The sequence below is a fragment of the Micromonospora sp. LOL_014 genome, assembly GCF_048060245.1.
In the GTDB taxonomy this organism is placed as follows: domain Bacteria; phylum Actinomycetota; class Actinomycetes; order Mycobacteriales; family Micromonosporaceae; genus Micromonospora_E.
This window is the reverse complement of sequence record NZ_JBHMIP010000003.1, coordinates 231,331-256,613: the sequence shown is the minus strand read 5'-3', so window position 1 is coordinate 256,613 and position 25,283 is coordinate 231,331. Positions and strand designations below refer to the sequence as shown.

General features: G+C 72.2%; 21 protein-coding genes. 12 read left to right on the top strand and 9 right to left on the bottom strand.

Annotation, left to right across the window (positions count from 1 at the left end):
- Window positions 1-57 precede the first annotated feature (57 nt).
- Window positions 58-1,215, bottom strand: coding sequence for a hypothetical protein (locus ACFHW1_RS04595; protein WP_416551014.1), 1,158 nt, complete (start codon window positions 1,213-1,215; stop codon window positions 58-60).
- 135 nt (window positions 1,216-1,350) lie between these two features.
- Between ACFHW1_RS04595 and ACFHW1_RS04590 the strand changes: the two genes are divergently transcribed.
- The 3 genes from ACFHW1_RS04590 (at window position 1,351) to ACFHW1_RS04580 (ending at window position 3,637) form a co-directional block, all read left to right on the top strand.
- The gene (locus ACFHW1_RS04590; protein WP_416551013.1) at window positions 1,351-1,851 is read left to right on the top strand and encodes a cation:proton antiporter regulatory subunit; all 501 of its coding nucleotides are present in this window, start codon (window positions 1,351-1,353) and stop codon (window positions 1,849-1,851) included.
- 7 nt (window positions 1,852-1,858) lie between these two features.
- Entirely contained in the window at window positions 1,859-3,088 is a 1,230-nt protein-coding gene (locus ACFHW1_RS04585; RefSeq protein WP_416551012.1) for a cation:proton antiporter, read from the top strand.
- Between the two features lie 117 nt (window positions 3,089-3,205).
- Window positions 3,206-3,637 carry a hypothetical protein gene (locus tag ACFHW1_RS04580; RefSeq protein WP_416551011.1) on the top strand — a complete coding sequence of 144 codons (432 nt, stop codon included), beginning with the start codon at window positions 3,206-3,208 and terminating at the stop codon, window positions 3,635-3,637.
- A gap of 85 nt (window positions 3,638-3,722) precedes the next feature.
- Here the strand turns inward: ACFHW1_RS04580 and ACFHW1_RS04575 are convergent, their stop codons facing one another.
- From ACFHW1_RS04575 to dnaK, 4 genes are all read right to left on the bottom strand, one after another.
- Complete coding sequence (locus tag ACFHW1_RS04575) at window positions 3,723-4,166, bottom strand: heat shock protein transcriptional repressor HspR (protein ID WP_416551010.1); 444 nt, start codon at window positions 4,164-4,166, stop codon at window positions 3,723-3,725.
- A 7-nt stretch (window positions 4,167-4,173) separates the two neighbouring features.
- Window positions 4,174-5,391, bottom strand: coding sequence for a molecular chaperone DnaJ (gene dnaJ / locus ACFHW1_RS04570; protein WP_416551009.1), 1,218 nt, complete (start codon window positions 5,389-5,391; stop codon window positions 4,174-4,176).
- A 181-nt stretch (window positions 5,392-5,572) separates the two neighbouring features.
- The gene (gene grpE / locus ACFHW1_RS04565; protein ID WP_416551008.1) at window positions 5,573-6,514 is read right to left on the bottom strand and encodes a nucleotide exchange factor GrpE; all 942 of its coding nucleotides are present in this window, start codon (window positions 6,512-6,514) and stop codon (window positions 5,573-5,575) included.
- A 67-nt stretch (window positions 6,515-6,581) separates the two neighbouring features.
- Window positions 6,582-8,486 carry a molecular chaperone DnaK gene (dnaK, locus tag ACFHW1_RS04560; protein ID WP_416551007.1) on the bottom strand — a complete coding sequence of 635 codons (1,905 nt, stop codon included), beginning with the start codon at window positions 8,484-8,486 and terminating at the stop codon, window positions 6,582-6,584.
- Window positions 8,487-8,831: 345 nt separating this feature from the next.
- On the opposite strand from dnaK, the gene ACFHW1_RS04555 reads away from it, so the two are divergent.
- From ACFHW1_RS04555 to ACFHW1_RS04545, 3 genes are all read left to right on the top strand, one after another.
- Window positions 8,832-10,568 carry an ABC transporter gene (locus ACFHW1_RS04555; protein WP_416551006.1) on the top strand — a complete coding sequence of 579 codons (1,737 nt, stop codon included), beginning with the start codon at window positions 8,832-8,834 and terminating at the stop codon, window positions 10,566-10,568.
- Window positions 10,565-12,325: a GTPase gene (locus tag ACFHW1_RS04550; RefSeq protein WP_416551005.1), complete on the top strand. Its 1,761-nt coding sequence runs from the start codon at window positions 10,565-10,567 to the stop codon at window positions 12,323-12,325. The genes ACFHW1_RS04555 and ACFHW1_RS04550 overlap by 4 nt, the downstream gene beginning before the upstream one ends.
- A 135-nt stretch (window positions 12,326-12,460) precedes the next feature.
- Entirely contained in the window at window positions 12,461-13,690 is a 1,230-nt protein-coding gene (locus ACFHW1_RS04545) for a hypothetical protein (RefSeq protein WP_416551004.1), read from the top strand.
- A gap of 13 nt (window positions 13,691-13,703) precedes the next feature.
- Here the strand turns inward: ACFHW1_RS04545 and ACFHW1_RS04540 are convergent, their stop codons facing one another.
- Window positions 13,704-14,420 carry a hypothetical protein gene (locus ACFHW1_RS04540; RefSeq protein WP_416614864.1) on the bottom strand — a complete coding sequence of 239 codons (717 nt, stop codon included), beginning with the start codon at window positions 14,418-14,420 and terminating at the stop codon, window positions 13,704-13,706.
- Window positions 14,421-14,869: 449 nt separating this feature from the next.
- Between ACFHW1_RS04540 and pdhA the strand changes: the two genes are divergently transcribed.
- The 6 genes from pdhA to ACFHW1_RS04510 all read left to right on the top strand — a co-directional run bounded on the left by pdhA (window position 14,870) and on the right by ACFHW1_RS04510 (window position 22,924).
- On the top strand, window positions 14,870-16,048 hold the full coding sequence (pdhA, locus tag ACFHW1_RS04535) for a pyruvate dehydrogenase (acetyl-transferring) E1 component subunit alpha (RefSeq protein WP_416551002.1): 1,179 nt from the start codon (window positions 14,870-14,872) through the stop codon (window positions 16,046-16,048).
- Window positions 16,045-17,034, top strand: a complete 990-nt coding sequence (locus ACFHW1_RS04530) for an alpha-ketoacid dehydrogenase subunit beta (RefSeq protein WP_416551104.1) — start codon at window positions 16,045-16,047, stop codon at window positions 17,032-17,034. Before pdhA ends, ACFHW1_RS04530 begins: the two co-directional genes overlap by 4 nt.
- Window positions 17,035-17,040: 6 nt before the next feature.
- Window positions 17,041-18,516 (top strand): 2-oxo acid dehydrogenase subunit E2, encoded by a 1,476-nt coding sequence (locus ACFHW1_RS04525; RefSeq protein WP_416551001.1) that lies wholly within the window; start codon window positions 17,041-17,043, stop codon window positions 18,514-18,516.
- A 222-nt stretch (window positions 18,517-18,738) separates the two neighbouring features.
- Window positions 18,739-18,876 carry a hypothetical protein gene (locus ACFHW1_RS04520; RefSeq protein WP_416551000.1) on the top strand — a complete coding sequence of 46 codons (138 nt, stop codon included), beginning with the start codon at window positions 18,739-18,741 and terminating at the stop codon, window positions 18,874-18,876.
- A gap of 335 nt (window positions 18,877-19,211) precedes the next feature.
- Window positions 19,212-21,092 carry an LppU/SCO3897 family protein gene (locus ACFHW1_RS04515; RefSeq protein WP_416550999.1) on the top strand — a complete coding sequence of 627 codons (1,881 nt, stop codon included), beginning with the start codon at window positions 19,212-19,214 and terminating at the stop codon, window positions 21,090-21,092.
- Window positions 21,089-22,924, top strand: coding sequence for an NHL domain-containing thioredoxin family protein (locus ACFHW1_RS04510; RefSeq protein ID WP_416550998.1), 1,836 nt, complete (start codon window positions 21,089-21,091; stop codon window positions 22,922-22,924). Before ACFHW1_RS04515 ends, ACFHW1_RS04510 begins: the two co-directional genes overlap by 4 nt.
- 7 nt (window positions 22,925-22,931) lie before the next feature.
- On the opposite strand, the gene ACFHW1_RS04505 is transcribed toward ACFHW1_RS04510, so the two are convergent.
- From ACFHW1_RS04505 to ACFHW1_RS04495, 3 genes are read right to left on the bottom strand one after another with little or no spacing between them, the layout of a single operon-like run.
- On the bottom strand, window positions 22,932-23,681 hold the full coding sequence (locus tag ACFHW1_RS04505) for a LamB/YcsF family protein (protein WP_416550997.1): 750 nt from the start codon (window positions 23,679-23,681) through the stop codon (window positions 22,932-22,934).
- Window positions 23,656-24,525, bottom strand: a complete 870-nt coding sequence (locus tag ACFHW1_RS04500) for a biotin-dependent carboxyltransferase family protein (protein WP_416550996.1) — start codon at window positions 24,523-24,525, stop codon at window positions 23,656-23,658. Before ACFHW1_RS04500 ends, ACFHW1_RS04505 begins: the two co-directional genes overlap by 26 nt.
- Window positions 24,522-25,238, bottom strand: coding sequence for a 5-oxoprolinase subunit B family protein (locus ACFHW1_RS04495; RefSeq protein ID WP_416550995.1), 717 nt, complete (start codon window positions 25,236-25,238; stop codon window positions 24,522-24,524). The genes ACFHW1_RS04500 and ACFHW1_RS04495 overlap by 4 nt, the downstream gene beginning before the upstream one ends.
- Window positions 25,239-25,283 lie beyond the last annotated feature (45 nt).

Sequence of the window (25,283 nt, the reverse complement as noted above, 5' to 3'; positions counted from 1 at the left end):
TCTATTCCACTCAACTCCGATCGACGAGTCGACCGCCGAAGCCCGACCCGCACCGGGCTACCGCCCGTACGGTTCCCAGGAGATCTCCACCCACCCGGCACCCGACGGCTGTCGCGCCTTGAGCAGCACCGCGCCGCCCGGCCGGACCGCCTGCACCGTCCCGTCCCGCAGCCGGGTCAGGTAGGCGCCCTGCACCGGCCAGTCAACCGGCTCGAAGCGGCCGTCGGAGCCGACCGACCAGACACCGGTACTGGTGGTGACCAGCAGCCGGCCACCGTCCGGCAGCACCGACATCACCTCCGGCGGCGGGTCATCGAACCGCACCGGCTCCAGCCGACCCCAATCGGCCCGCCAGACGAGCGGAAACTCACCCGGCAGGGGCACCGGCTCGCCGATCAGCCAGTAACCGCCCGACGGCGTCGTCTCCACGACGAGCTGACGGATCCGCTCCGGATCCGCGACGGTGACCGCGTCGGTCCGCCACAGCCAGCGCACCCCTGGCCCACCGCCGCCATCATCGTCGGTCGCCACCGGCGCGCCGAACGCCACATGCAGCCGGCCGTCGTGCAGCCCGGCCACGGTCAGCTTGTCGCCGATGTGGCCGACGGTCTGCACCACCGGGATCGGCGGCTGCGGGGCCAACGGGACCGTCCCCTGCTCGGTCACCTCGACGACCCGCGGCACGGGATCGGTTCGGCAACACACCTGGTACGGCCCGTCCCAACTGGCGAACTCGGGCGGCATCGACCCGTCCGGACTGTCACCCTGGGTGAAGGTCACACCCCCGTCGACCGACCGGTACCAGGCCGCGCCGGCGGACAGCACCAGGCTGCCGTAGCCGACCAGCATCGAATGCTCCACCGCCGCCGGGTCCGGGTGCTCCCGGTGCTGCCAGGACCGGCCGCCGTCGGCGGTCGCGTAGAGCTGCGACGGGCAACCCGACGCAACCCCGACGGACGCCCGGGCGTTGCATCCGTGAAAGAAGGCGTACCCGTGGTCGGCGTCGTCGAACGCGACGAATGGGGCGTTGTAGCCGGCCCGCACCCGCATCGGGCGTACCTCGACGGCGGGCCCGCCGACAGGCCCCGTCGCGTCCGTCGACGGGGCCGCGCGGTCTGGAGGTGGCCGGCGGATGTCGCCGATCGAACACCCGGTGAGGATCAGCACGGCCGACAGACCGACGGCCGCGACCGACCCGCCTACCCGACGTCGCATCCACCCTCTCCTTCCGCCCGCGCCCCACAACCGCCCGGTCCGGCGACCACTCCTGGCCGATTCGGCACCGCGTCCGCACCAGTCTGCCGGGACGCGGCGCGACCGTCTGCCCTTAGGCGGCGTAGCGTGGACGGTGTGCGCGCACGTGTGGAACAGGTCGATCTCCCCGGCATCGGAGTACGCCACGACCTGATGACCGAGTCAGGCCGACGGATCGGCGTGGTGAGTCACCGGTCAGGGCGTCGTGACCTCGTCCTCTACGACCGGGACGATCCGGACGCCTGTGACGCCGACATCCCGCTGACCGACGACGAGGCGGAGGCGCTCGCCGACATCCTCGGCGCGTCGCTGATGCTCAGCCAGCTCGCCGGGTTGCGCGACCAGGCGGCCGGGCTGCTCACCGAGCAGGTGCCGATCTCGGCTGGCTCGCCGTTCGTCGGCCGCACCCTCGGCGACACCAAGACGCGGACCCGTACCGGGGCGTCGATCGTGGCGGTGCTGCGCAACCGGGAGGTGCTGGCCTCCCCGGGGCCGGAGTTCCGGTTCGCCGCCGGCGACGTGGTGGTGGTCGTCGGTACCAGGTCCGGGCTGGACGGCGTGGGCGGCATCCTCGCCGACGACGACCCGGCCGGCTGACCCGGCCATGCACGACAGCGCACTGCTGCTGATCGAACTCGGCGCGCTGCTGCTGCTCCTCGGGCTGCTCAGCCGCCTGTCCCGGCGCTACGGGCTGTCGCCGATCCCGCTCTATTTGCTCGCCGGGCTGCTGTTCGGTCACGGCGGCCTGCTCCCGCTGCACGACATCCAGGACTTCTTCGCCGTCGGGGCAGAGATCGGCGTGGTGCTGCTGCTGGTGATGCTCGGGCTGGAGTACTCGGCGAGCGAGCTGATCGGCAACCTGCGCCGGGCGGCACCGGCCGGCCTGATCGACGCGCTGCTCAACGCGCTGCCCGGGGTCGCGTTCGCCCTGCTGCTCGGCTGGGGGCCGACCGCCGCCGTGGTGCTCGGCGGGATCACCTGGATCTCGTCGTCCGGCGTGATCGCCAAGATGCTCGGCGACCTGGGCCGGCTGGGTAACCGGGAAACGCCGGTCATCCTGTCGATCCTGGTCGTCGAGGACCTGGCGATGGCGTTCTACCTGCCGGTGCTCAGCGCGGTGCTGATCGGCGCCGGGCTCGCCGCCGGCAGCCTGGCGGTCGCGGTGGCGGTCACCGCGGTCACCGTCGTGCTGCTGGTCGCGGTCCGGTTCGGCCACCGGATCTCCGCTCTGCTGTCGGTACGCGACCCGGAGGCGCTGCTGCTCGGCGTACTCGGATTGACCCTGCTGGTCGCCGGGATCGCCGCCGAACTGCAGGTCTCCGCGGCGGTCGGCGCGTTCCTGGTCGGCATCGCGCTGTCCGGGCCGGTGGCGCACAGCGCCACCGAACTGCTCACCCCGCTGCGGGACGTGTTCGCTGCGGTCTTCTTCGTCTTCTTCGGGCTGGTGACCGACCCCCGGGACATCCCGCCGGTGCTGCTGCCGGCCCTCGGGCTGGCGGTGGTGACGATGTGCACCAAGGTGCTGACCGGTTACCTGGCCGCCAAGCGGGCCGGTATCGCCGCTCCCGGTCGGTGGCGGGCCGGGCTGGCGCTGATGCCGCGTGGGGAGTTCTCCATCGTGATCGCCGGCCTGGCGGTCGCCAGCTCCGGTATCGAGCCGGCGCTCGCGCCGTTGGCCACCGCGTACGTGCTGATCACCGTGGTGACCGGACCGGTGCTGGCCCGGATTCCGGATTCCCGCTGGTTCAAGCGTCGGCTGCGGAGGCGGCCCGCACCCCTCGCGGCCAGCGGGGATCACCTGACGGAAGCGGACCGGCACGTACCGGCTTCGTGAAAGGCATTACCAGGGACTTCCCCGATCACCCTCCGACACGCTACCGTGGCGCGGCAGTAGCTAGTGGTAGGCCCAGGGCCGGTTGTGCCCTGTCGGCCGCGAACGGGAGGGTCCCCGTTGAGCGTGCAAGAGTCGGCGTTCCGCGGCTTCACCAACCCGGTGGACCCGTCGCCCGCCGAGCTGCGCGCCTGGGCATACCAGCCGGACTCGGTCCCGCTGCAGTCGATGCCGCAGGACTGGGACCTGCTCGTCTCCGGTGACCGGTTGATCACCACGCTGTTCGACCTGGCGATGGATCCGACCTGTCCGGCCCGCCGGTTTGCGCTGCACTGCCTCTACATCTACGCGGCGGACGGCATCCGGACCAACTTCCGCGCCCACCCGAAACGGCGGCTGCGCAAGCTGGTCGAGCAGGCCGAGCAGGACGGCGACGAGCTGATGTCGGTCTGGGCGCACAACACCCGGGTGCTGCTGGCCAAGCCGCAGCTGTTCGACTACCACGACTGGTGCGAAGGCGGCCTGGTCCGTAAGTCCCGCCGGCTGAGCTAGCATCCGCGAGTCCCGCCGGCTCAGCTGATCGTCAACGGCTCCCGCCGGCTGAGTGACCGACGGACCGGTCCGGCTCCGCCCCCGCTTACTCCTGCCGGCTGCCCCGGTTGGGCCGCCACACCACCAGCGCGGTTGAGGTGCGGCTGGTCGGGACCAGGTCACGTCGCGGGTACGGGCCGACCGACTCCAGCTCGGCGATCCGCCGGTACGCCTCGGCCAGCTCGGCGCGCAACCCGTCAACCTGCTGCTGCAGGTCGCCGACGAGCTGCTCCAGCCCGATGATCCGCTTGATGCCGGCCAGGTTGACGCCGTCGTCCTGGCTGAGCCGCTGCACCTCGCGCAGCAGCACCACGTCCCGGACGCTGTACCGGCGGCCGCCGCCAGCCGCCCGGCCGGCCTGCACCAGGCCCAGCCGGTCGTACTGGCGCAGCGTCTGCGGATGCATGCCGGCCATCCGCGCCGCCACCGAGATGATCAGGACCTTGGCGTCGGAGGCGGCCTCGAACGTGATCAGCAGATCCTCGTCCACCCCTCACTCACCTCCCGTCTGTCCCTCGCGGCGACCCGGCGGCCTGCTCCTCGTTGCGACGCAGCCGGGCGGCGAGACGTTCCCGGTCGGCAGCGGGGGTGTGCTCCGCGAAGGTCCGCAGGGCGGCCTGTGCCGACTCGTCCACGGTAGCCGGAACGACGACCTCGACGGTAACCAGAAGATCACCGGCGGTGCCGTCCCGGCGGGGCACACCCTTGCCGCGCGCCCGCAAGGTACGCCCACTCGGTGTACCCGGTTGCACCCGAAGCGTTACGGCACCGTCCATGGTCGGGACCCGCAGGTCGGTGCCGAGCACCGCCTCGGCGTAGGTGATCGGCACGGTCAACGTGAGATCGTCGCCGGTCCGCCCGAACAGTTCGTCGTTGCGGACCTTGACCAGCACGTACAGGTCACCGGCCGGGCCACCCCGGTCGCCCGGCTCGCCCCGCCCGGCCAACCGGATCCGCTGGCCGTCCGCCACGCCGGATGGGAAGCGGACGTTCAGCGTCCGGGTCTTGGTCACCCCACCGGAGCCATGACATTCCGGGCACTTCTCGTCGACGATCGTGCCCACCCCCTGGCAGTCACGGCACGGCTCGGAGAAGCTGAACGACCCCTGGTTGCGGGTGGTCAGCCCGGACCCGGCACAGGTCGGGCAGGTCCTCGGCACCGAGCCTGGCTTGGCACCGTTGCCGTGGCAGGTGTCGCACACCCCAGGTGCCCGCAGGCTCAGCGGCAGCGTCGTGCCGCGTACGGCGGCGCCGAAGTCCAGCACCACCTCGGCCTCGACGTCGCGGCCTCGGGCCGGTCCACGGGTACGCATCCCGCCCCCGCCGCCGCCGGAAAAGATCGAGCTGAAAATGTCGGAAAACCCGGCCCCGCCGAACCGACGGTCGCCGGCACCGCCAGCCCCGGCGAAGCCGCCGAACAGGTCGGCCGGGTCGAAGCCCGGCCCGCCGCCACGCGCCCCCCGGCGGAACGCACCCGAACCGAACAGCGAGCGCATCTCGTCGTACTCCTTGCGCCGCCGATCGTCGGCGAGCACGTTGTACGCCTCCGACACCGCCTTGAACCGCTCCTCAAAGGCCGAGTTGCCGGGATTGTGGTCGGGATGCAACTCGCGGGCCAGCTTGCGGTACGCCTTCTTGATCTCGTCGGCGGAGGCCGTCTTGGGCACCCCCAGTACGGCGTAGAAGTCCTTTTCCAGCCAGTCCTTGGAACTCACCCTGTCCTCCTCCTGTCCGTCACCGGACCCCGACCCTGACCGCCCTGGTGCCAGGTGGACGACCGGCCAACCACTGCGGGCCCGGCCCACGCGCGGCGGCCGGTACCGCGGTGCCGGCGGCGGGACGCGGTCCGCGTCCCGCCGCCGGCAGTGATGTGCGCCGGTGGACCACCGGCGGCGGTCATTCCGGGTCTGCGACAGCGACCAGCGCCGCCCGCAGCAGCCGGTCCCCGAGCAGGTAGCCCCGCCGCATCACGTCGACGCAGGTGGGTTCGGTGACCTCGGCGGAGGTCAGGTGCGCGACCGCCTCGTGCAGGGTGGGATCGAACGGGTCGCCCTTCTCGCCGAACGCGGTGAGCCCGAACTTGCCCAGCGCCGCGCCGAGTTGCTCGGCCACGGCGCCGAACGGGCCGACCAGGTCGCCGTGCTCCCGTGCCCGGTCCAGGTCGTCCAGGATCGGCAGCAGCGCGGCGAGAACCGCACCAGTGGCCTGATCTGCGGCGACCCCTTTGTCCCGCTCGACCCGCTTGCGATAGTTGGCGTACTCAGCGGTCACCCGCTGCAGGTCGCGGGTGCGTTCGTCGAGATCGGCGCGGAGCGCCTCCAGCTCGGCGCCGAGCGGACCGGAACCGGCCACGCCCCCGGCCGCCTCCTCGGCGTCCGACTCCGGCGCCGGCTCCACCACTTCGCCGACCACCGGCTCGTCGACGACAGCGGTGTCCGACGAGTCGGGCTGAACGGCCCGGTCGGTGCCGGTCGCGGACCCGCTGCTCGTCGCGGACCCGCTTCCGGTCGCGGACCGGGTCGGCTCGTCCTTTCCGGTGTCGCTGGCGGCCGACCCGTCAGCGGACCTGTCGTCGGCTTTCCCGCTCACTGGCTCCTCCTCCGTGCCCGACCGGGCGTGCCGCCCGGTCGGACGATGGTCGGTGGGGGGTGCCGCACCCGTCGGCTCGGCCGCCGCGTGCCGCGCGGTCCGAGGCCGCGTCCCGGTCGGGTCGATCCGGCGTTTGTCCCGGATCACCAGGCGCTCGGTGGTCTCACCGTCCGCCTGCTCGACCGGTGCCGAGCGGCGCCTCGGCGGGCCGGTGCCGGCCGGATCAGCGGCCCGTGACTTCTCCGTCATGTGGCTACCTCGCTCCGTGCGGCAGTTCGAGGGAAGATCATCGCTGGTCCTCGGCCTCGACGGAGACTCACTTCTTGTCGTCCTCGATGATCTCCGCGTCGACCACGTCGTCCGGCCCGCCGGCGGCACCACCTGACGCGGACGCCCCAGCGGCGCCCGGTCCGGCGGTGCCCGGTCCGGGCTCGCCGGGGGTGCCGGCACCGCCCGGCTGCTCGGCCTGCTGGGCGTAGAGCTGCGAGCCGGCCTGCTGGGAAACCTGCGCCAGCTTCTCGTGCGCGGACTTGATCGCCTCGATGTCGCTGCCGGCCAACGCGCCACGCAGTTCGCCCAGCGCGTCGTTCATCTGGTCGCGGGAGTCCGACGGCAGCTTGTCGCCGCTCTCGGCGAGAAACTTCTCGGTCTGCCACTGCAGCTGTTCGGCCAGGTTGCGGGTCTCCGCCTCCTCGCGACGCCGCTTGTCCTCGTCGGCGTGGTCCTGCGCGTCGCGCATCATCCGCTCGATGTCGTCCTTCGGCAGCGCCGAGCCGCCGGTGATCGTCATCGACTGCTCCTTGCCAGTGCCCAGGTCCTTGGCGTTGACGTGGACGATGCCGTTCGCGTCGATGTCGAAGGCGACCTCGACCTGCGGCACGCCGCGCGGCGCCGGCGGGAGCCCGGTGAGCTCGAAGGTGCCGAGCTTCTTGTTGTACGCGGCGATGTCCCGCTCACCCTGGAAGACCTGGATGAGCACCGACGGCTGGTTGTCGTCGGCCGTGGTGAACACCTCGGAGCGCTTGGTCGGGATGGTGGTGTTGCGCTCGATCAGCTTGGTGAAGATGCCGCCCTTGGTCTCGATGCCCAGGCTCAGCGGGGTCACGTCGAGCAGCAGGACGTCCTTGACCTCGCCCTTGAGCACACCGGCCTGCAGCGCGGCACCGACCGCGACCACCTCGTCCGGGTTGACGCCCTTGTTCGGCTCCCGGCCGGTCAGCTGCTTGACCAGGTCGGAGACGGCCGGCATCCGGGTGGACCCGCCGACCAGGATGACGTGGTCGACATCGGCCAGCTTGACGCTGGCGTCCTTGATCGCCTGCTCGAACGGGCCCTTGCAGCGGTCCAGCAGGTCCTGGGTCATCCGCTGGAACTCGGCGCGGGTCAGCGTGACGTCCAGGTGCAGCGGCGCCGACGGGGCGCCGTCCGACCCGGCCGGGCCGGCGGTGATGTACGGCAGGTTGATGCTGGTCGTGGTGGCGGCGGACAGCTCGATCTTGGCCTTCTCCGCGGCTTCCCGCAGCCGCTGCATCGCCATCTTGTCCTGGGCGAGGTCAACGCCGTGCTGGCCACGGAACGTCTTCACCAGGTGGTCGATGATCCGCTGGTCCCAGTCGTCACCACCGAGCAGGTTGTCACCACTGGTCGACTTGACCTCGATCACGCCCTCGCCGAGCTCCAGCAGCGAGACGTCGAAGGTGCCGCCACCGAGGTCGAAGACCAGGACGGTCTGCTCCTTGGAGCCCTTGTCCAGGCCGTACGCCAGGGCCGCCGCGGTCGGCTCGTTGACGATCCGCAGCACGTTGAACCCGGCGATCTCGCCGGCTTCCTTGGTGGCCTGACGCTGCGCGTCGTTGAAGTACGCCGGGACGGTGATCACCGCGTCGGTGATCCGCTCACCGAGGTAGGCCTCGGCGTCCCGCTTGAGCTTCATCAGGGTACGGGCGGAGATCTCCTGCGGCGTGTACTTCTTGCCGTCGATGTCGACGGTCCAGCTGGTGCCGATCTCACGCTTGACCGACCGGATCGTCCGGTCCGGGTTGGTTACCGCCTGCCGCTTGGCGACCTCGCCGACGAGCACCTCACCGTTGCGGGCGAACGCGACGATGGAAGGAGTGGTCCGGGAGCCCTCCGCGTTGGCGATGACGGTAGGCTCACCACCCTCCAGCACACTGACGCAAGAGTTCGTCGTGCCCAGGTCGATACCGACCGCACGTGCCATGGTCGCTTCCTCGCTTCGTTCGTAGAGCAGGTGCCGGGGCACCGCCCCGCCGCACACCCACCACAAGTTGAGTGGACTTGACTCAATACTGCCACGATCGTAGCCACCGTCAAGTCAGGTTGAGTCGGAGTCGCGCAACTCATGCCCCCACCAGCACCGATACCCCCCTCAGGGCGCGTCACCCACAGTGTCATCGGCAGCCACGCCGGGCCGGTTCAGGTTGTCTGGCATGCATTGATCGGGCACGCTTTACCCGTGACCACGCAGGGCAGACCGGCCGCGCCCAACCCCGGCGCACCCGAACTTCCCGCTGCACTCAAACGACTACGCTCCGCAATTGCGGCGATGGCGTACCCTCTCGTGTTGCCCTCAGCCGGGGAGGGCCGCGAGGTCGGTGCCGGCCTGCTCGCCCAGTTGGACGACTATCTGCTGCCCCGGCTCGCCCGACTCGACGCCCCGCTGCTGGTGGTGGTCGGCGGCTCCACCGGTGCGGGCAAGTCGACCCTGGTCAACAGCATGGTCCGGGCCCGGGTCAGCGCCACCGGCGTACTGCGGCCCACCACCCGGTCCCCGGTGCTGGTCAGCCATCCGGCGGATGCCGGCTGGTTCCGGCAGGGCGAGCTGCTGCCCGGCCTGACCCGCACCGCCGGCCCCACCGACGCGCCGGACGCGCTGCAGCTCGTCGCCGCGCCGGCGCTACCCCCCGGGCTGGCCTTCCTCGACGCGCCGGACATCGACTCGGTGGTCGACGCCAACCGGGCGCTCGCCGTCCAACTGCTCGCCGCCGCCGACCTGTGGCTGTTCGTCACCACCGCCGCCCGGTACGCCGACGCGGTCCCCTGGCAGCTGCTGCAGACCGCGCAGCTGCGCGGGACCATGGTCGCGCTCGCCCTGGACCGGGTGCCGACCGAGGCAGTCGACGAAATCACCGCGCACCTGCGGGAGATGCTCACCGCCCACGACCTCGGCGACGTACCGATCTTCGTGGTGCCGGAGACGGTGGTCGGCGGCCAGGGGCTGCTGCCGGAGATCGTCGCCGCGCCGCTGCGCGAATGGTTCGGCCGGCTCGCCGGGGACGCCGCCGCCCGCGCCGCGGTGATCCGGCAGTCCCTCGACGGGGCGCTGAGCGCGCTGGCACCGACCGTCGAAGGACTGGCCTCCGCTGCCGACGACCAGCTCGACGCGGCCCGCACCCTGACCGACCGGGTCCGCGCCGCGTACCGCAGCGTGAGCCGTAACGCCGAGCAGGCGGTGCAGGACGGCCGGCTGCTCCGCGGCGAAGTACTCGGCCGCTGGCAGGACTTCGTCGGCACCGGCGAACTGTTCCGTTCACTGGAGGCCAGGGTGGGGCGGCTTCGCGACCGGGTACTCAGCGCCGTCACCGGGCGGCCGGCACCCGCCAACCAGCTGCGGACCGCGATCGAGTCACAACTGGTCACCCTGATCAAGGGCGCGGCGACCGAGGCCGCCGACGCCGCGCACCTCGCCTGGCGGACCCACCCGGCCGGCGCCGCGCTACTCACCCCGGACCTCGCCCGGCCCTCCGCCGACCTGCCGGAACGCGCCGAGCGGCTGGTCCGCGACTGGCAACGCGACGTGCTCGAACTGGTCCGGGCCGAGGCCGGCGACAAGCGGTTCGTCGCCCGCACCGCCGCGTACGCGGTGAACGCCACCGGGCTCGCCGTCATGATCGCCGTCTTCGCCTCGACCGCCTTCATCCCGACCGGGCTGGAGGTCGCCGCCGCCGGCGGCACCACCGTCGCCGCCCAGAAGGTACTTGAGGCGATCTTCGGCGACCAGGCGATCCGCAACCTCGCCAACCGGTCCCGGGAGGGCCTGCTACTCCGGATCCGGACACTGCTCGACGAGGAGGCCGGCCGCTACCTGCGGCTGATCGAAGCGGCCGGTGTCCCGCCGCAGGCCGTCGACGCCACGGCCACCGCGCCCGGCGACCGGCTGCGCGCCGCAGCCGTCGAGGTCGAGCAGGCCCGGGCGACCGCCGGGTTGAACAGCGGTACGCCGTACCGGTTGCCGGACACGCTGCCCGGCGCGACCGGACCGCTGCCGGGAGCGGTCGCGTGACCGGCTTCGTCGATCGGGTCCGACACCTGGTCCGAGGAGACTCACGGGTGGACGCCGACCTGCTGGTCGACCGGCTCGACGCGCTCGGGCGGTTCCTGCGCGCCGCCGACGGTCGGATTCCCGACGACCGTCTCGGAGCCGCCCACACCCTGGTCGAGCGGGCCGGGGCCCGGCTGGCGCTGTCCCGGGAACACACCGTCGTGGCGCTGGCCGGCGCCACCGGCAGCGGGAAGTCCAGCATCTTCAACGCGCTGGCCGGGCGGGACCTCTCTCCGGCCGGCGTACGCCGGCCCACCACCGGGTACGCGCACGCGTGCGGGTGGGGCGCGGTCGACGGAGCGAGCGGGCTGTTGGACTGGGTCGGGGTCCTGCCCCGGCACCGGTTCGTCCGGGAGAGCGCCCTGGACGGCACCGACGAGGCCGGGCTGCACGGTCTGGTCCTGCTCGACCTGCCCGACTTCGACTCGGTCGAGTACGGGCACCGGCTGGAGGTCGACCGGCTACTCGGCCTGGTCGACCTGGTGATCTGGGTGGTCGACCCGCAGAAATACGCCGACCGGGTGATCCACCGCAGCTATCTGCGGGAGTTCCATCGCAACCGGGACGTCACCGTGGTGGTGCTCAACCACGCCGACCGGCTGGACCGGACCGAGCTGCCCCGGCTGCTCGCCGACCTGCGCCGGCTGCTCGACGCCGACGGGCTCGACGGAGTCCCGCTGCTGGCCACCTCGGCGCTGGTACCGGCCGCGATGACCGAGCTGCGCCGGCTGTTGGAAGGCACGGTGGCCGAGCGGCAGGCGGCGCTGCGGCGACTCTCCGGTGACCTGGACTCGGTCACCGAAGGCCTGGCGGAACTGGTCGGCCCAGCCGGCGAACACGCCGAGGAGGAGATCAACCGTGGCACGGTGCGCCGGCTCAGCCTGGCGCTGGCGGCGGCGGCCGGGGTGCCGAGCGTGGTCGACGCCGTCGACTCGGCGTACCGGCACCGGGCCGGGGCCGCGACCGGCTGGCCGCTCACCCGGGCCTGGCGCAGGCTGCGGCCGGATCCGCTGCTACGGCTGCACCTGCTCGGCTCCCGCCGGGCCGGCGGGATCGACCCGGCCGACCAGCCAGCGCCGGTGACCGCGCCCGGTCAACCGGGGCCGCCGTCGCTGGCCGGGGCTGGTGGACCGGTGCCGGTCACCTCGTTGCCGGCACCGAGTGCCGCACAGCGCGCCGCGGTCGATCTGGCCGTACGCGGCCTCGCCGAGCAGGCCGGCAGTCGCCTGCCGACCCCCTGGTCGGCGGCGGTCGCCGCCGCCGCCCGGTCGCAACGGGCCGAGCTGCCGGACGCTCTCGACCGGGCGATCGGCGGCGCCGACCTGGGCCTGGACCGGCCGCCGATGTGGTGGCGGCTGGTCGGCGCGGTGCAGTGGGCGGTCACCGCCACCGCCGCCGCCGGGCTCGGCTGGCTGCTGGTCGGCTTCATCATCCGTACGCTGGGTCTGCCGGCCCTCGATTATCCGACGGTCGGTGTCCTGCCGGTGCCGACCGCGATGCTGCTCGGCGGTTTGCTCGGCGGGATTCTGCTCAGTCTGCTGATCCGGCCGGTGACCGGGTGGGCGGCCCGGCGGGTCCGCAGACGGGCCGAGGACCGGCTGTACGACGTGGTGGCCGAGACTGCCCGCCGGCTGGTCGTCGCCCCGGTCCGGGCGGTCCTGCAGGCGCATGCCGACGCCCGTGACGCGTTGGACCGTGCCCGGTCGTCCCACCGCTGACGACCTCGTCCGGTCTTCCCGATGCAAGCGCGGCCCATCGGCCGGCTGGACGGGGCCGGAGTCCGCCCGCCCGGCGTACCCGACATGTGACGCGCAGGTGATGCCAGCCGCCGCAGCACAGCGTAGGGTCGATTCATGGCCACGCCTGAAACCCCCTACGAAGCGGTGCTCGCCGCCGCCCGTGACGTGACCAAGTTGGAGTGTGCCCTCGACGCGGAGATGCTCGGCGCCGCCCTGCTCGGCAGCGTGTACGCGGTGGCGGAGACGGACCGCGCCGACGCGGTGCGGGAGTTCGTCGGCGGCTTTCTCGCCGCCACCACCCGCCGGCGCGCCGCCGCCGCGACCACCATCCGTACCGTCTTCGCCCGGCTGGTGCCGGAGGCGGCGGGCGCCGCCGCGGTGAAGGTCGGCAAGACCGCGCCGCCCTGGTCGGACCGGTTGGGCCGGGTCCGGCTGACCGGCAGCTACGCCTACGGCGACGTGTACGGCGACCAGACCTCGTACCTGGCCACCTTCGCCTACGACGACGAGCTCGGCGGCCCCGAGCACGCGATGGTGGCGCTGGTCGACCACAACATCGGCATCACCAAGGACGTCTTCGTCGGTGGTCCGGCCGAGCGGGTCCTCGGTCAGGTTCGGCAGATGTGTGCCAACGACGAGCTGACCTGGTTCCGCGATGAGGATCCCCGGGTGCTGCGCGGTGAGGTGAGCCGGCACCTGGCGATCACCGACGGCCTGGGCGAACTGCCCGGCGAGGGGTCGCTCGCCACCGACCGGGCGTTGGTCGGCGCGCGGCTCGCCGTACTGCCCGCGCCGCAGCCGACCGTGGCACCGGCACCGGACGATCCGCTGCCCGCCGACCGGCGGACCGTTCTGGTGCGGGAGTTCCTCGCGTCTGCCGAGGCCAAGCGGTTCGGACTGGACGCGGCCGGCGACGCCGACCTTGCCTCGCTGCACTTCTGCCTGAGCCTGGTGCTCGACCACTCGGCGAGCCTGCTCGACCCCGACCCGATGCGCTGGAGCCCGGCGGTGGCCGGCATGTTCCTGCTCGACTGGGTGCACCGCCGGGCGGTGCTGGACATCGACGACGCGGCCATGCTGCCCGGCGTGGTCCGCGGCTGGTCCGCGTACGCCGGCCGGCAGCGCGGTCTACCGGCGGCGGCGTTCAGCCAGACGGACGCCGCGATCGCCGAGATGGTGCCGGAGTTCGTCCGCCTCTACACCACCGGGGAGCGCCGCAGCCCGGCCACGGCCGCGGTCGCCCAACTCCTTGCCGAGGGTGTCGACCTCAACGATCCGCAGGCGCTCGACGCCTGGATCGAGGCCAACCGGCAACGACTCGCCGACGAGCAGGGCGGATCCTGACGGGTCTACCCGGTCACGCCGCGTCCGATGGGCGCGGACTGCAGGACGGACCCGGCGTCGGACCCGGATCCACGTCTGGGTCCGGAGTCGGCGTCGGATCGGGATCAGGGGACGGGTCGATGTCCGGGTCGATGTCCGGGTCGATGTCCGGGTCGATGTCCGGGTCGATGTCCGGATTCGGCGACGGTGTAGGCGTCGGATCGGGCTCCGGGTCGACGTCGGTGACGGGCGGCGGGTCGTCAGGGTCCGGCGAGTCGTCCGGAGTGTCGGATGGTGGCTGTTCTGACCCAGGATCGCTGGGGGTCGTCGGTGCCGGACCATCGGAGTCCGCCGGTGCGCCCGGGGCCGGCCGGTCACGATCCGACGATCCGCTCCCGCTGTCGCGCTTCGTGCCGGTGGAAGGTCCGCCCCGGCCGCCGGCACGACGGTCCGCCGACGCGTCCTGCTCCGTACCGTCCCCGCCGGTCGGCTCGACCGGTCCGGACGGGGTCGGGTGCGGCAGCGGCTGCACGATGATCGGTCCGCCGCCCGGCTGACCGATCAGCGGCAGCACCGTGGCCGGGCCACCTCCGGCCACCGTCGCCGAACCCGCGCCGAGCGTCGCAAGCAGCGGCAACGAAGCGGTCAGCACCAGCAACGCCACGATCAACGCGAACCGCCGGGCAGGTCCGTCCACCCCCGTGGGCCGGGCCACGCGATCCTGCGGCAGCAGCACGGCTCGTCTCCTCATCGGTATGGTCTCCGGTCGATCCACGGTCCCACAGATCACCGGCTCTGGATACATCGTGAAGCAGTGACAGAAAGTTTTCCAGTTCAATACATCGTGTTATCAGAACCGGACGGATGAGTCACACTCGGCCGAACGCAGCGCGAGGCTACAAGTTCCGCGCAACGCGGACATCGCACCTGCACGACCGGACCGACCTATGACACCCCTCACCTCCAATGCGAATATGGACCGGACGGCACCGCAGCCGCTGCCTCCGCCTCTACCGCGGCGGGCACGACTCGATGGCGTCCCTCCCGGACCGGGTCCAGCCAGAACCCGGCCCGTGCCGCGCGGCAACCCTGACCCGGGCCAGGCGCGGCGAGAGGACCTGCACCGGCAGCAGCCGGCGGCAGGACGAGCTGCGCGGTCGGGACACCCCCGCTGCCACGCACGAACGATGGGAGAGACGGATGGCGAAAGGCGAGCGCGGGACAGCGACCCGTGCCAGACCGGCCGCGGCTCGACGGCGCGTCAACAGGAACGCCGCCGATCCGGAGTTGGTGCAACTACTGACTCCGGACGGCGAACGGATCGACCGGGTTACCGGCCCCGACGGCACGCAGTACACGGTCGACTTCACCGACGCCGAGTACCGTGCCCTCTACCGAGACCTCGTCGTGGTGCGGAAACTCGATGCCGAGGCGACCGCCCTGCAGCGCCAAGGTGAGCTGGGCATCTGGGCGAGCCTGCTCGGTCAGGAGGCCGCGCAGGTCGGTTCCGGACGGGCGCTGCGCGCTCAGGACATGGCGTTTCCCACCTACCGCGAACACGGTGTGCTGTACTGCCGCGGCATCGACCCGATCATGCCGCTGGGGTTGTTCCGCGGGGTCGACCAGGGTGGCTGGGATCCGAACGAGTTCAAGTTCAACATGTACACGATCGTGATCGGCGCCCAGACGCTGCACGCCACCGGCTACGCCATGGGCATCACCATGGACGGCAAGGTCGGCGGCGACGACGGCGAGGCGGTCATCGCGTACTTCGGTGACGGGGCGTCCGCACAGGGTGACGTCAACGAAGCCTTTGTCTGGTCCAGCGTCTTCAACGCGCCGATCGTCTTTTTCTGTCAGAACAACCAGTACGCCATCTCCGAACCCCTCGAACGACAGACCAGGATTCCGCTCTACCAGCGGTCGTCCGGCTTCGGCTTCCCGGGCGTACGGGTGGACGGCAACGACGTGCTGGCCAGCTACGCGGTGACCCGGACCGCGCTGGACAACGCCCGGCACGGGCAGGGCCCGACGCTGATCGAGGCGTACACGTACCGGATGGGGGCGCACACCACCTCCGACGACCCGACCCGGTACCGGATTGCCAGCGAGGTGGAGGCGTGGCAGGCCAAGGATCCGATCACCCGGGTCCGCGCCTTCCTGGAGAAGCAGCAGATCGCCGACGCCGACTTCTTCGCCGAGGTTGACGCGCAGGCCAAGCAGGACGCGGTGCAGCTGCGGGAGCGGGTGCTGAGCATGCCCGACCCGCAGCCCGGCGCGCTCTTCGATCACGTGTACGCGCACGGCTCGCCGTTGCTCGACACCGAACGGGCCCAGTTCGAGCGGTACCTGGCGTCGTTCGAGGGAGGGTCGCACTGATGGCTGAGACACTCACTCTCGGTAAGGCGCTCAACGCCGGGTTGCGCAGGGCGCTGGACAACGACAACAAGGTCGTCCTGATGGGCGAGGACGTCGGCAAGCTCGGCGGTGTCTTCCGGATCACCGACGGGCTGCAGAAGGACTTCGGTGAGGACCGGGTGATCGACACCCCGCTGGCCGAGTCCGGAATCATCGGCACCGCCGTCGGTCTGGCCATCCGCGGCTTCCGTCCGATCTGCGAGATCCAGTTCGACGGCTTCGTCTACCCGGCGTACGACCAGATCGTGTCCCAGGTGGCCAAGATGCACTACCGGTCGCAGGGCAAGGTGAAGCTGCCGATCGTGATCCGGATCCCGTTCGGCGGCGGCATCGGCGCGGTGGAGCACCACTCCGAGTCGCCGGAAGCGTACTTCTCGCACACCGCCGGGCTGAAGGTCGTGGCCTGCTCCAACCCGCAGGACGCCTACACGATGATCCAGCAGGCGGTGCTCTCCGACGACCCGATCATCTTCCTGGAGCCGAAGCGGCGGTACTGGGAAAAGGCGTCGGTCGAGCTGGAGGCACCGCCGGGTACGGCGTATCCGCTGCATGCCGCCCGCACCGTGCGACCCGGCAGCGACGCGACGGTTCTGGCGTACGGGCCGATGGTGCGCACCGCACTGGACGCGGCGACCGCCGCCGCCGAGGAGGGCCGCGAACTCGAGGTGATCGACCTGCGGTCGCTGTCCCCGCTGGACCTGGCCGGCACGTACGAGTCGGTCCGGCGGACCGGTCGTTGCGTGGTGGTGCACGAGGCGCCGACGAACCTCGGTCTCGGTGCCGAGATCGCCGCCCGGATCACCGAGGAGTGCTTCTACTCCCTGGAAGCGCCGGTACTGCGGGTGGGCGGCTTCAACACGCCGTACCCGGCCGCCCGTCTGGAGGAGGAGTACCTGCCGGACCTGGACCGGGTACTCGACGCCGTCGACCGCGCGTTCGGTTGGTGAGCGCCGATGTCTCGGATCAAACAGTTCGACCTGCCCGACCTCGGCGAAGGCCTCACCGAGGGCGAAATCCTCAAGTGGCTCGTCCAGGTCGGCGACGTCATCGAGCTGAACCAGCCGATCGTCGAGGTGGAGACCGCGAAGGCCGCGGTGGAGATTCCCGCCAAATGGGGCGGGCGGGTGCAGGCCATCCTCCACCAGGAAGGTGCCACCGTCGAAGTCGGCACGGCGATCATCGCGATCGACACCGAGCCGGCCGCCGGCCCCGCCGCTGAACCGACCGGCCCGAAGCCGGCACCGTCCCGACCCGAATCGCCACAGCCGGAGATCCCGCCGCCCGGCGGTGCGATCGAGCCGGGCATGATCGGCGGGCCGGCCCCCGGTGGTCGGACCGCCGTGCTGGTCGGCTACGGCCCGCGGACCACCGCGGCCAAGCGCCGGCCGCGCCGCACCACGGGCGAACTGGCCCAGCCCGCCGAACCGATGCCGGTGTCGACCGGGCCGCTGACGGCCCAGCCGGCCCAGCCTGAACCGGCCCAGACTGAACCGGCCCAGACTGAACCAGGCCCAGCCGGACCAGGCCCAGCCGCACCGGCGACGAGAGCGCTGGCCAAGCCGCCGGTGCGCAAACTCGCCCGGGACCTCGGCGTCGACCTGGCCGGGCTGCGCGGCAGCGGTCCGCTCGGCTCGGTCACCCGCGACGACGTGCTCCGTGCCAACGATCAGGCCGGGTCGACGCAGGCCGGGTCGGCACAGAACGGGTCTGCCGCACTGCCGCCCGGCCCCAACCGCGAACAGCGGATTCCGGTCAAAGGGGTACGCAGGTTGACTGCTGAGAACATGGTCGCGTCGGCGTTCACCGCGCCGCACGTCACCGAGTTCCTCACCGTCGACCTGACCAGATCGGTGAAGGCACTGGACCGGATCCGGAGTCAGCCCGACTGGCAGGGGATCAAGGTCTCGCCGTTGCTGATGGTGGCTCGGGCGATGCTGCTGGCGGCCCGCCGGCACCCGTTGGTGAACTCCACCTGGGCCGGCGACGAGATCGTGGTCAAGGAGTACGTGAATCTCGGCATCGCGGCGGCGACCGAGCGGGGCCTGATCGTGCCGAACATCAAGGACGCTGGGCGGCTGACCACGCGGGAACTCGCCGAGGCGATGGCCGATCTGGTTCGGACCGCGAAGGCGGGGCGGACCGCGCCGGCCGACATGGCCGGCGGCACGATGACCGTGACCAACGTCGGAGTGTTCGGAGTGGACAGTGGCACTCCGATCCTCCCGCCGGGCGAGTCGGCGATTCTCGCGATCGGCACGATCCGCAAGGCACCCTGGGTACACAAGGAGAAGATTCGGATACGCCAGGTAGCGACCCTGGCGCTGTCGTTCGACCACCGGATCATCGACGGCGAACTTGGCTCCGCCTTCCTGCGCGACGTCGGGGCGTTCCTGACCGACCCGGAGGCGGCACTGCTCGCCTGGACCTGACCGCCGAGCACCGACGCGACTACGAACGGCGTCGCCACCATCACTGGTGGCGACGCCGTTCCCGTTGTTATCCTAATCATCATCAGACCAAGCTCCCTGATAGCACGGATTCTTAGGAACGTGGCGGCTCTCACCTAAGAATCATTGGCAGCCCAGGGGCCGGTGCGCTTCACTTGAGTTGACCGCCGAACGGTCGACAAGAGATCCACAGGAGAGAGCACCATGTCCATGATCGATCGCATCCGCCGCCACCGGGAAGCCAGCCGACGGACCCGGGCCCTGGAGCGGGCGCTGCGCTCCACCGACTCGGCCGCCGTACGCGACGAGATCCGCGCCATCGCACAGCGCTACCACGGCTGAACGGACCGCCGTCACGGTTCGCTGTCCCGCGACACCTCCGCCACTTCGACGGCACCAGGATTCCTCCGTTGCGGCATGGCCCGGTACGGTGGGCTCGGTCGCCGTCGGGTCGATCCGGCGCGCTGGAGACCAGAACCGGTCGGCAGCCGCCGGACGACCAGCCGGCACACCCAGGCTGGTAGTGCAGAGAGCCAGCCGGGCCCGCCTGGCCACGGTGGCAGCAGAGCCGCCGCAGGTCGGGTGAGCCCGCCCGGCCGGTCCACCGGTGTCCCTGGTCGACCGACCAGCCAGGTCGGCGGCACCGGCGCGGCTGACATGTCATGGAGGAGGCGCACATGACGTCCGAGGGCACGCAGCATCCCGGCCAGGAGCCGGAGGAGGCGGGTGTCGGCGGACCCGCGCCATACGGCAGCAGCCAGCCGCAACGCGGCGCGACACCCGATCCCGGCGACCCCGGTGCCGGACACCAACCCGAGCAGTGGGCGCCGGCCGGTGGCGGTTGGCCGACCGGATTCGGCGACCAGCCGGGCGGTGCCGGCTACCCGGCGCCGCCGCCCTACCCAGCCCCGCCCGGCATTCCGGCGCCCAGCATTCCGCCGGCCGAGCCCTGGTCTCCCCAGCAAGCCTGGCGGACCGACCCGGAGCGGCCCGTGACGCCGGCTCCCGCGCCACAACCCCCCGCCGTGCCGCCGACCGCCGCAGGGTCCGGGGAACTACCGCAGCGTCAGCCGGAGCCGCAACAGCAACCCGAGCAGCCGGAACCACCGCGGTTCGCTCCGGGTCCGCCGGCGGAATCGCCACGGCCCGGCGGGGCGCTACCGTTCTCCCCGGCCGGCCCCACGCCGCTACCGCCCCAGGAGACGCGGGTGCCCGGTGCGTCGCTGGCCGCCGCGCTTGGCGGCGCTCCGATGCCGCCCGATCCGATGCAGGCTCCGCACGTACCGCCGCAGCAGGCGCAACACCCGCAGCAGCAGGCCCCGCACGTACCGCAACAACGTGGTCCGTACCCCGATCCGGCACTGGCCGACGCCCACCCGGGCTTCCCCGACTCCGGGCAACCCGGCGGCGAAGCCAGCGGCCCGGAGCCGGCCGCCGACCGCCCGGCAATGGCCGCCGGGCCGTCCGTACCGGCTGGTCCCGGGGTCGAGCAGCACCGCCCAGCGGCCGCGACAGCCGGCAGCACCGGCCGAGCGGTGACCGCCACCGCAGCCGTGCCCAGCACCAGTCGGGTCGCCCCGCCGACGGATCCGGCCGCGCTGCCCGCCGGTCGGGCACCGGCCCAGCCCCGCGTCTACGGCCGGCCGGTCAGTGGTGCCGCACCGGCCGCCGAGCAGCACCCCGAACCGTTCGGCCAGCGGCCCCAGCCACCCGGCGGCCAGAACGGCGTTCCGTTCGCACCAGCCGGCTCACCGGTCCCCATGCCGGAGCACAACCCCGGGCTGCCTCCGCTGACCCCGCGCCGACCCGGACAGGTCGCACCTCCGTTCGGTGCTCGGCCGACGCCGGACGGCCCCGGCCCCGACGCTGCTGCGCTCGCACTGCCGCACCTGAGCGCCGGGGCGCACATCCAGCCCAGCTCACCGCCGGAGTCGGCGCAGGGCTACCGACCAGCCGGTGCGCCGCCGTACGGTGATCTCGTCGACTCCGGCAACCCCGGGGCGGGCCACTGGAACCACCCGGACCTGGCCGGCCGTCAGCACCCGGCCGGCCCCGGCCAGCCAGGAGCGACACCGGCTGCCGACGGCGCCCCGCCGGCCGGCCAGTGGGGGCCGCCCGACCCGGAACAGAACCGGTTTGACGCGTTCCGGCCGGATGCGGCCGAACCAGCAGCCGACGAGGCCGAGCCGGAGCCGGCCCCCCAGGTCCGCAACGGACGGGTACTCGTCGCGGTTTTCGTCGCCGCCGTGCTGCTGGTGGGAATCCCGATGTCACTGGTCTGGCTCATCACCCGGCCCGGGGAGCAGCCGTTCAACCCGGCCGTCGGCGACTGTGTGAAGCAGTCGGGCAACACCGCCGCACCGGCCGACTGCGCTGAGCCGGGCGCGTACCAGATCATCGCCAAGGTCGACCAGCTCGACCAGTGCGACGACCCGGCCGCCCCGCACATCGAGATCCCGGCGGACTCGGGCCGGGCCCAGGTCCTCTGCCTGCAGACCGCAGCAACCGAACCGGACCCGCAGAGTAGTGCCGACACTGGCGAGGAAGCCACCGAGTGACCGCACCCCGCGTCCGGGCACCAGAGCTGAACGGTCGACAGTGGCTGAACACCGGCGACCGTGAACTCAGCCTGCGTGAGCTGCGTGGGCGGATCGTCCTGCTGGATTTCTGGACCTTCTGCTGCGTCAACTGTCTGCACGTGCTCGACGAACTGCGGCCGCTGGAGGAGAAGTACGCCGAGGTCCTGGTGGTGATCGGGGTGCACTCGCCGAAGTTCGCCCACGAGCGGGATCCGGCGGCGGTGGCGGCCGCCGTGGAACGGTACGGGGTGAGCCACCCGGTGCTCGACGACCCGGACCTGGACATGTGGCAGCAGTACGCCGCTCGGGCCTGGCCGACCCTGGTACTGGTCGACCCGGAGGGCTACGTCGTCGCCACCATGGCCGGCGAGGGACACGCCGACGGTCTGGCCAGGGAGATCGGCCAGCTGATCCGGACGCACGAGGCGAAGGGCACGCTGCACCGCGGCGACGGCCCGTACCTGCCGCCGACGCCGGCCGACACCACCCTGCGCTTCCCCGGCAAGGCGGTGGCGCTCGACGACGGTGCCCTGCTGGTCTCCGACTCGGCCCGGCACCAGCTGGTGGAGCTCGAACCGGACGGCGAGACCGTCCGTCGCCGGATCGGCGCCGGCGAGCGCGGCGGCGCCGACGGGTCCGCCCGGACCGCGACGTTCAACGAACCGCAGGGCCTGCTCCGGCTACCGGCCGACGTCGCTGCCGTGGCCGGGTACGACATCGTGGTCGCGGACACCGTCAACCATCTGCTGCGTGGCCTGGAGTACGCCACCGCGGAGGTACGCACGGTCGCCGGCTCCGGCCGCCAGTGGCGCTCGACGGTGGACTACCACCCGCACGACGCCCACGCCGTCGACCTCTCCTCGCCCTGGGACCTGGCCTGGTACGACGGCAAGGTGATCGTCGCCATGGCCGGCATCCACCAGCTCTGGTGGTTCGACCCGGTGACCCGCACCGCTGGCATGTACGCCGGCACCACCGTTGAGTCGCTGCGTGACGGCCCGATCCCGGATGTCTGGCTGGCCCAGCCGTCCGGCCTCGCCACCAGCGTCGACGGCGACCAGCTGTGGATCGCCGACAGCGAGACCAGCGCGCTGCGCCGGCTCGCTGACGGCGAGCTGCGTACCGTCGTCGGGCAGGGCCTGTTCGACTTCGGCCAGGTCGACGGGGCAGCGACCGACGCGCTGCTGCAGCATCCGCTCGGAGTGTGCGCACTGGCCGACGGCTCGGTGCTGGTGGCGGACACCTACAACGGCGCGGTCCGTCGCTACGACCCGGCCACCGACCGGGTGTCCACGGTGACTGACGGTCTGGCCGAGCCGAGTGACGTGCTGGTGGCTGCGGACGGCACCGTATGGGTGGTGGAGTCGGCGGCGCACCGGCTCACCCGGCTGGCCCCGGGTGCCCTGTCGGCGGCCGGCGCCACGATCGTCCGGGCCCGGCGCCGCGCCGAGCGTCCGCCGACGCTGATCGCGCCCGGTGCACTGTCGCTCGAGGTGGTGTTCACTCCGGCGCCCGGTCAGAAGCTGGATGCCAGTTTCGGTCCGGCGACCCGGCTGGAGGTCTCGGCCGACCCACCGGAGCTGCTGCTCGACGGGGCAGGCAGCGACACCGGGCTGACCCGGCGGCTGGTCATCGACCCGGCGGTGGCCGCTGGCGTGTTGCAGGTGGTCGCCCAAGCGGCGACATGCGACGCGGACGCCGAGCACGCCGCCTGCCACCTGACCCGGCAGGACTGGGGAGTGCCGGTACGGATCGATCCGGCCGGGGCGGGTCGGTTGCCGCTGATCCTGCGCGGAGTCGACGCACCCTGACCGGCGGTCAGACGAAGGCGGCGAGGCGTTGACCATCCGCGCGTAGTGCAGCGCGGATCCGTCCGGCCAACTCGACCGCGCCGGGGGTGTCACCGTGCAGGCAGATCGACTCGACCGGGCAGGCGACGATGCTGCCGTCGGTCGCGGTGACACTGTGCCGCCGGGCCAGGGACACCGCCTGCCCGACGACCCTGTCGGGGTCGCCGAGCAGCGCGCCCGGGTCCGATCGGGGCACCAGCCCACCGTCGGGCAGATAGCCACGGTCGGCGAAACCCTCGGCGACGGCCCGCAGCCCGGCACCGGTGGTGAGCTGTCCAAGGACCGAGCCCGGCAGGCAGAGAACCGACAGCGCGGGGTCGTAGTCGGCCACCGCGGCGACGACGGCGGCGGCCTGCGTCTCGTCCACGCAGGCCGTGTTGTACAGCGCGCCGTGCGGCTTGACGTAGCGGACCCGGGTCCCGGCCACCCGGCAGAAGCCGTCCAGTGCGGCGAGCTGGTAGAGCACGTCGTCGCGCAACTCGTCAAAGCGGTAGTCGATCCGCCGCCGCCCGAAGCCGGCCAGGTCGCGGTAGCCGACCTGGGCTCCGACGGCGACGGCCCGCTCGGCGGCGGCGGCGCAGATGCGGCGCATCGTCACCGGGTCGCCGGCGTGAAAACCGCAGGCGACATTCGCGGAGGTCACCACGTCCAGCAACGCCTCGTCGTCGCCGAGACGCCAGACGCCGAAGCCCTCACCGAGGTCCGCGTTGAGATCCATGGAACCGCACAGTAGTACCGGGCCGCGCCTGGGCCAGCGGGGTGACGTCGTCGACGACGCCGACCACCGGATATCCGCCGGTGGTCGGATGGTCAGCGAGGAAGACCAGTGGCTGCCCGTCGGCGGGCACCTGGACCGCGCCGACCACCAGCCCTTCACTGGGTAGTTCGTCGCGGACGGACCGGGTCAGCGGCGCGCCGGTCAGTCGGACACCGATCCGGTTGCTCAGCGGGCTGACCTCGTACCCAGTGGTGAGCAGCCGCTGGACCGCCTCAGCGGTGAACCAGTCCGCCCGTGGCCCGAGCCGGACGGTGAGCCGGACCGGGACGGCCGGCGCGGACCAGGGCACCGCGTCGGCCGCGGCCCGGCTCAGCGCCGCTGGCGGCGGTGCGGCGCCGACCGGCAGTACGTCGCCGTCGCGTACGGCCGGCGGTCCGATGCCGGCGAGTGTGTCGGTGGACCGGCTACCGAGCACCGCTGGTACGGCGATCCCGCCGGCGATCGCGAGATAGCTGCGGACGCCGTACCGGGCCGGACCGACCTCGACCACGGCGTCCGGCGGCACCGGTGTTGGGGTGAGGAAGCCACCGGACCGGCCGGCGATGCGGACCGTTGCCGGTGCCCCGGTGAGCGCGACCCAGCCGCCGGTACGCAACCGAAGCGTGCAGCCGGTCAGGGTGACCTCCAGACCGGCGGCGTCGGGTGGGTTGCCGACCAGCCGGTTGGCCAGCGCCAACGCCGGCTGGTCGAGCGCACCGGCCCGGGGTACCCCCAGGTGCGCCCAGCCGTACCGGCCGCGGTCCTGCACGGTGGTGAGCGCGCCGGCCCGGATCACCTCGATCATCGGTCCGCCGCCGGGGACCTGTTCCTGTCGGCTGGCCCGGTGGCGGTCAGCCGGACCCGGGTGCCGGGGGTCAGCGTCGCGGGCGGCTCCCGGTCCAGGTCGAACAGCACCAGGTCGGTACGCCCGACCAGCTGCCAGCCGCCGGGCGACGCGGTCGGGTAGATGCCGGCGTATTCGCCGGCCAGGGCCACCGAGCCGGCCGGGACGGCTGGGCGGGGCGTGGCTCGGCGGGACACGTTCCATCGCCTGGGCAGGCCGGTCAGGTATCCGAAGCCGGGCGCGAAGCCGCAGAACGCCACGGTGAACTCGATCCGGGTCAGCCGGTCCACGACGTCGGCGACGGCGACCTCCCACTGCCCGGCGACGTCGATCAGGTCGGGGCCGTCGAACCGGACCGGTACGGTGATCCACCGTCCGGTGTCGTCGACGGCCTCGGCCGTCCCCGGTTGCCAGCTGGCCAGTTGGCTGGCGGTCAGTGCGGGGTCCGGCAGGCCGTCGAGCAGAATGGTCCGGGCTCCGGGGACAATCTCGGCTACCCGCAGTTCGCCAAGTTCACAGCGCCGGCTCAGCTCGGCGCGCCAAGCGTCGACGGGGCCGCGTTCGCTGCCCCTGAATTCGCTGTCTTCGAGTTCGCTGCCCCCGGGTAGCACGGTGCCAGCCGGCGCCGCCCATTCGAGCAGTAGCGCGTGCCGGCCGACGGGGTGGATCCGCATGGGTCCATTGTCGGCCGCCGGACGTCAGCTGGACATCAGGCGGAC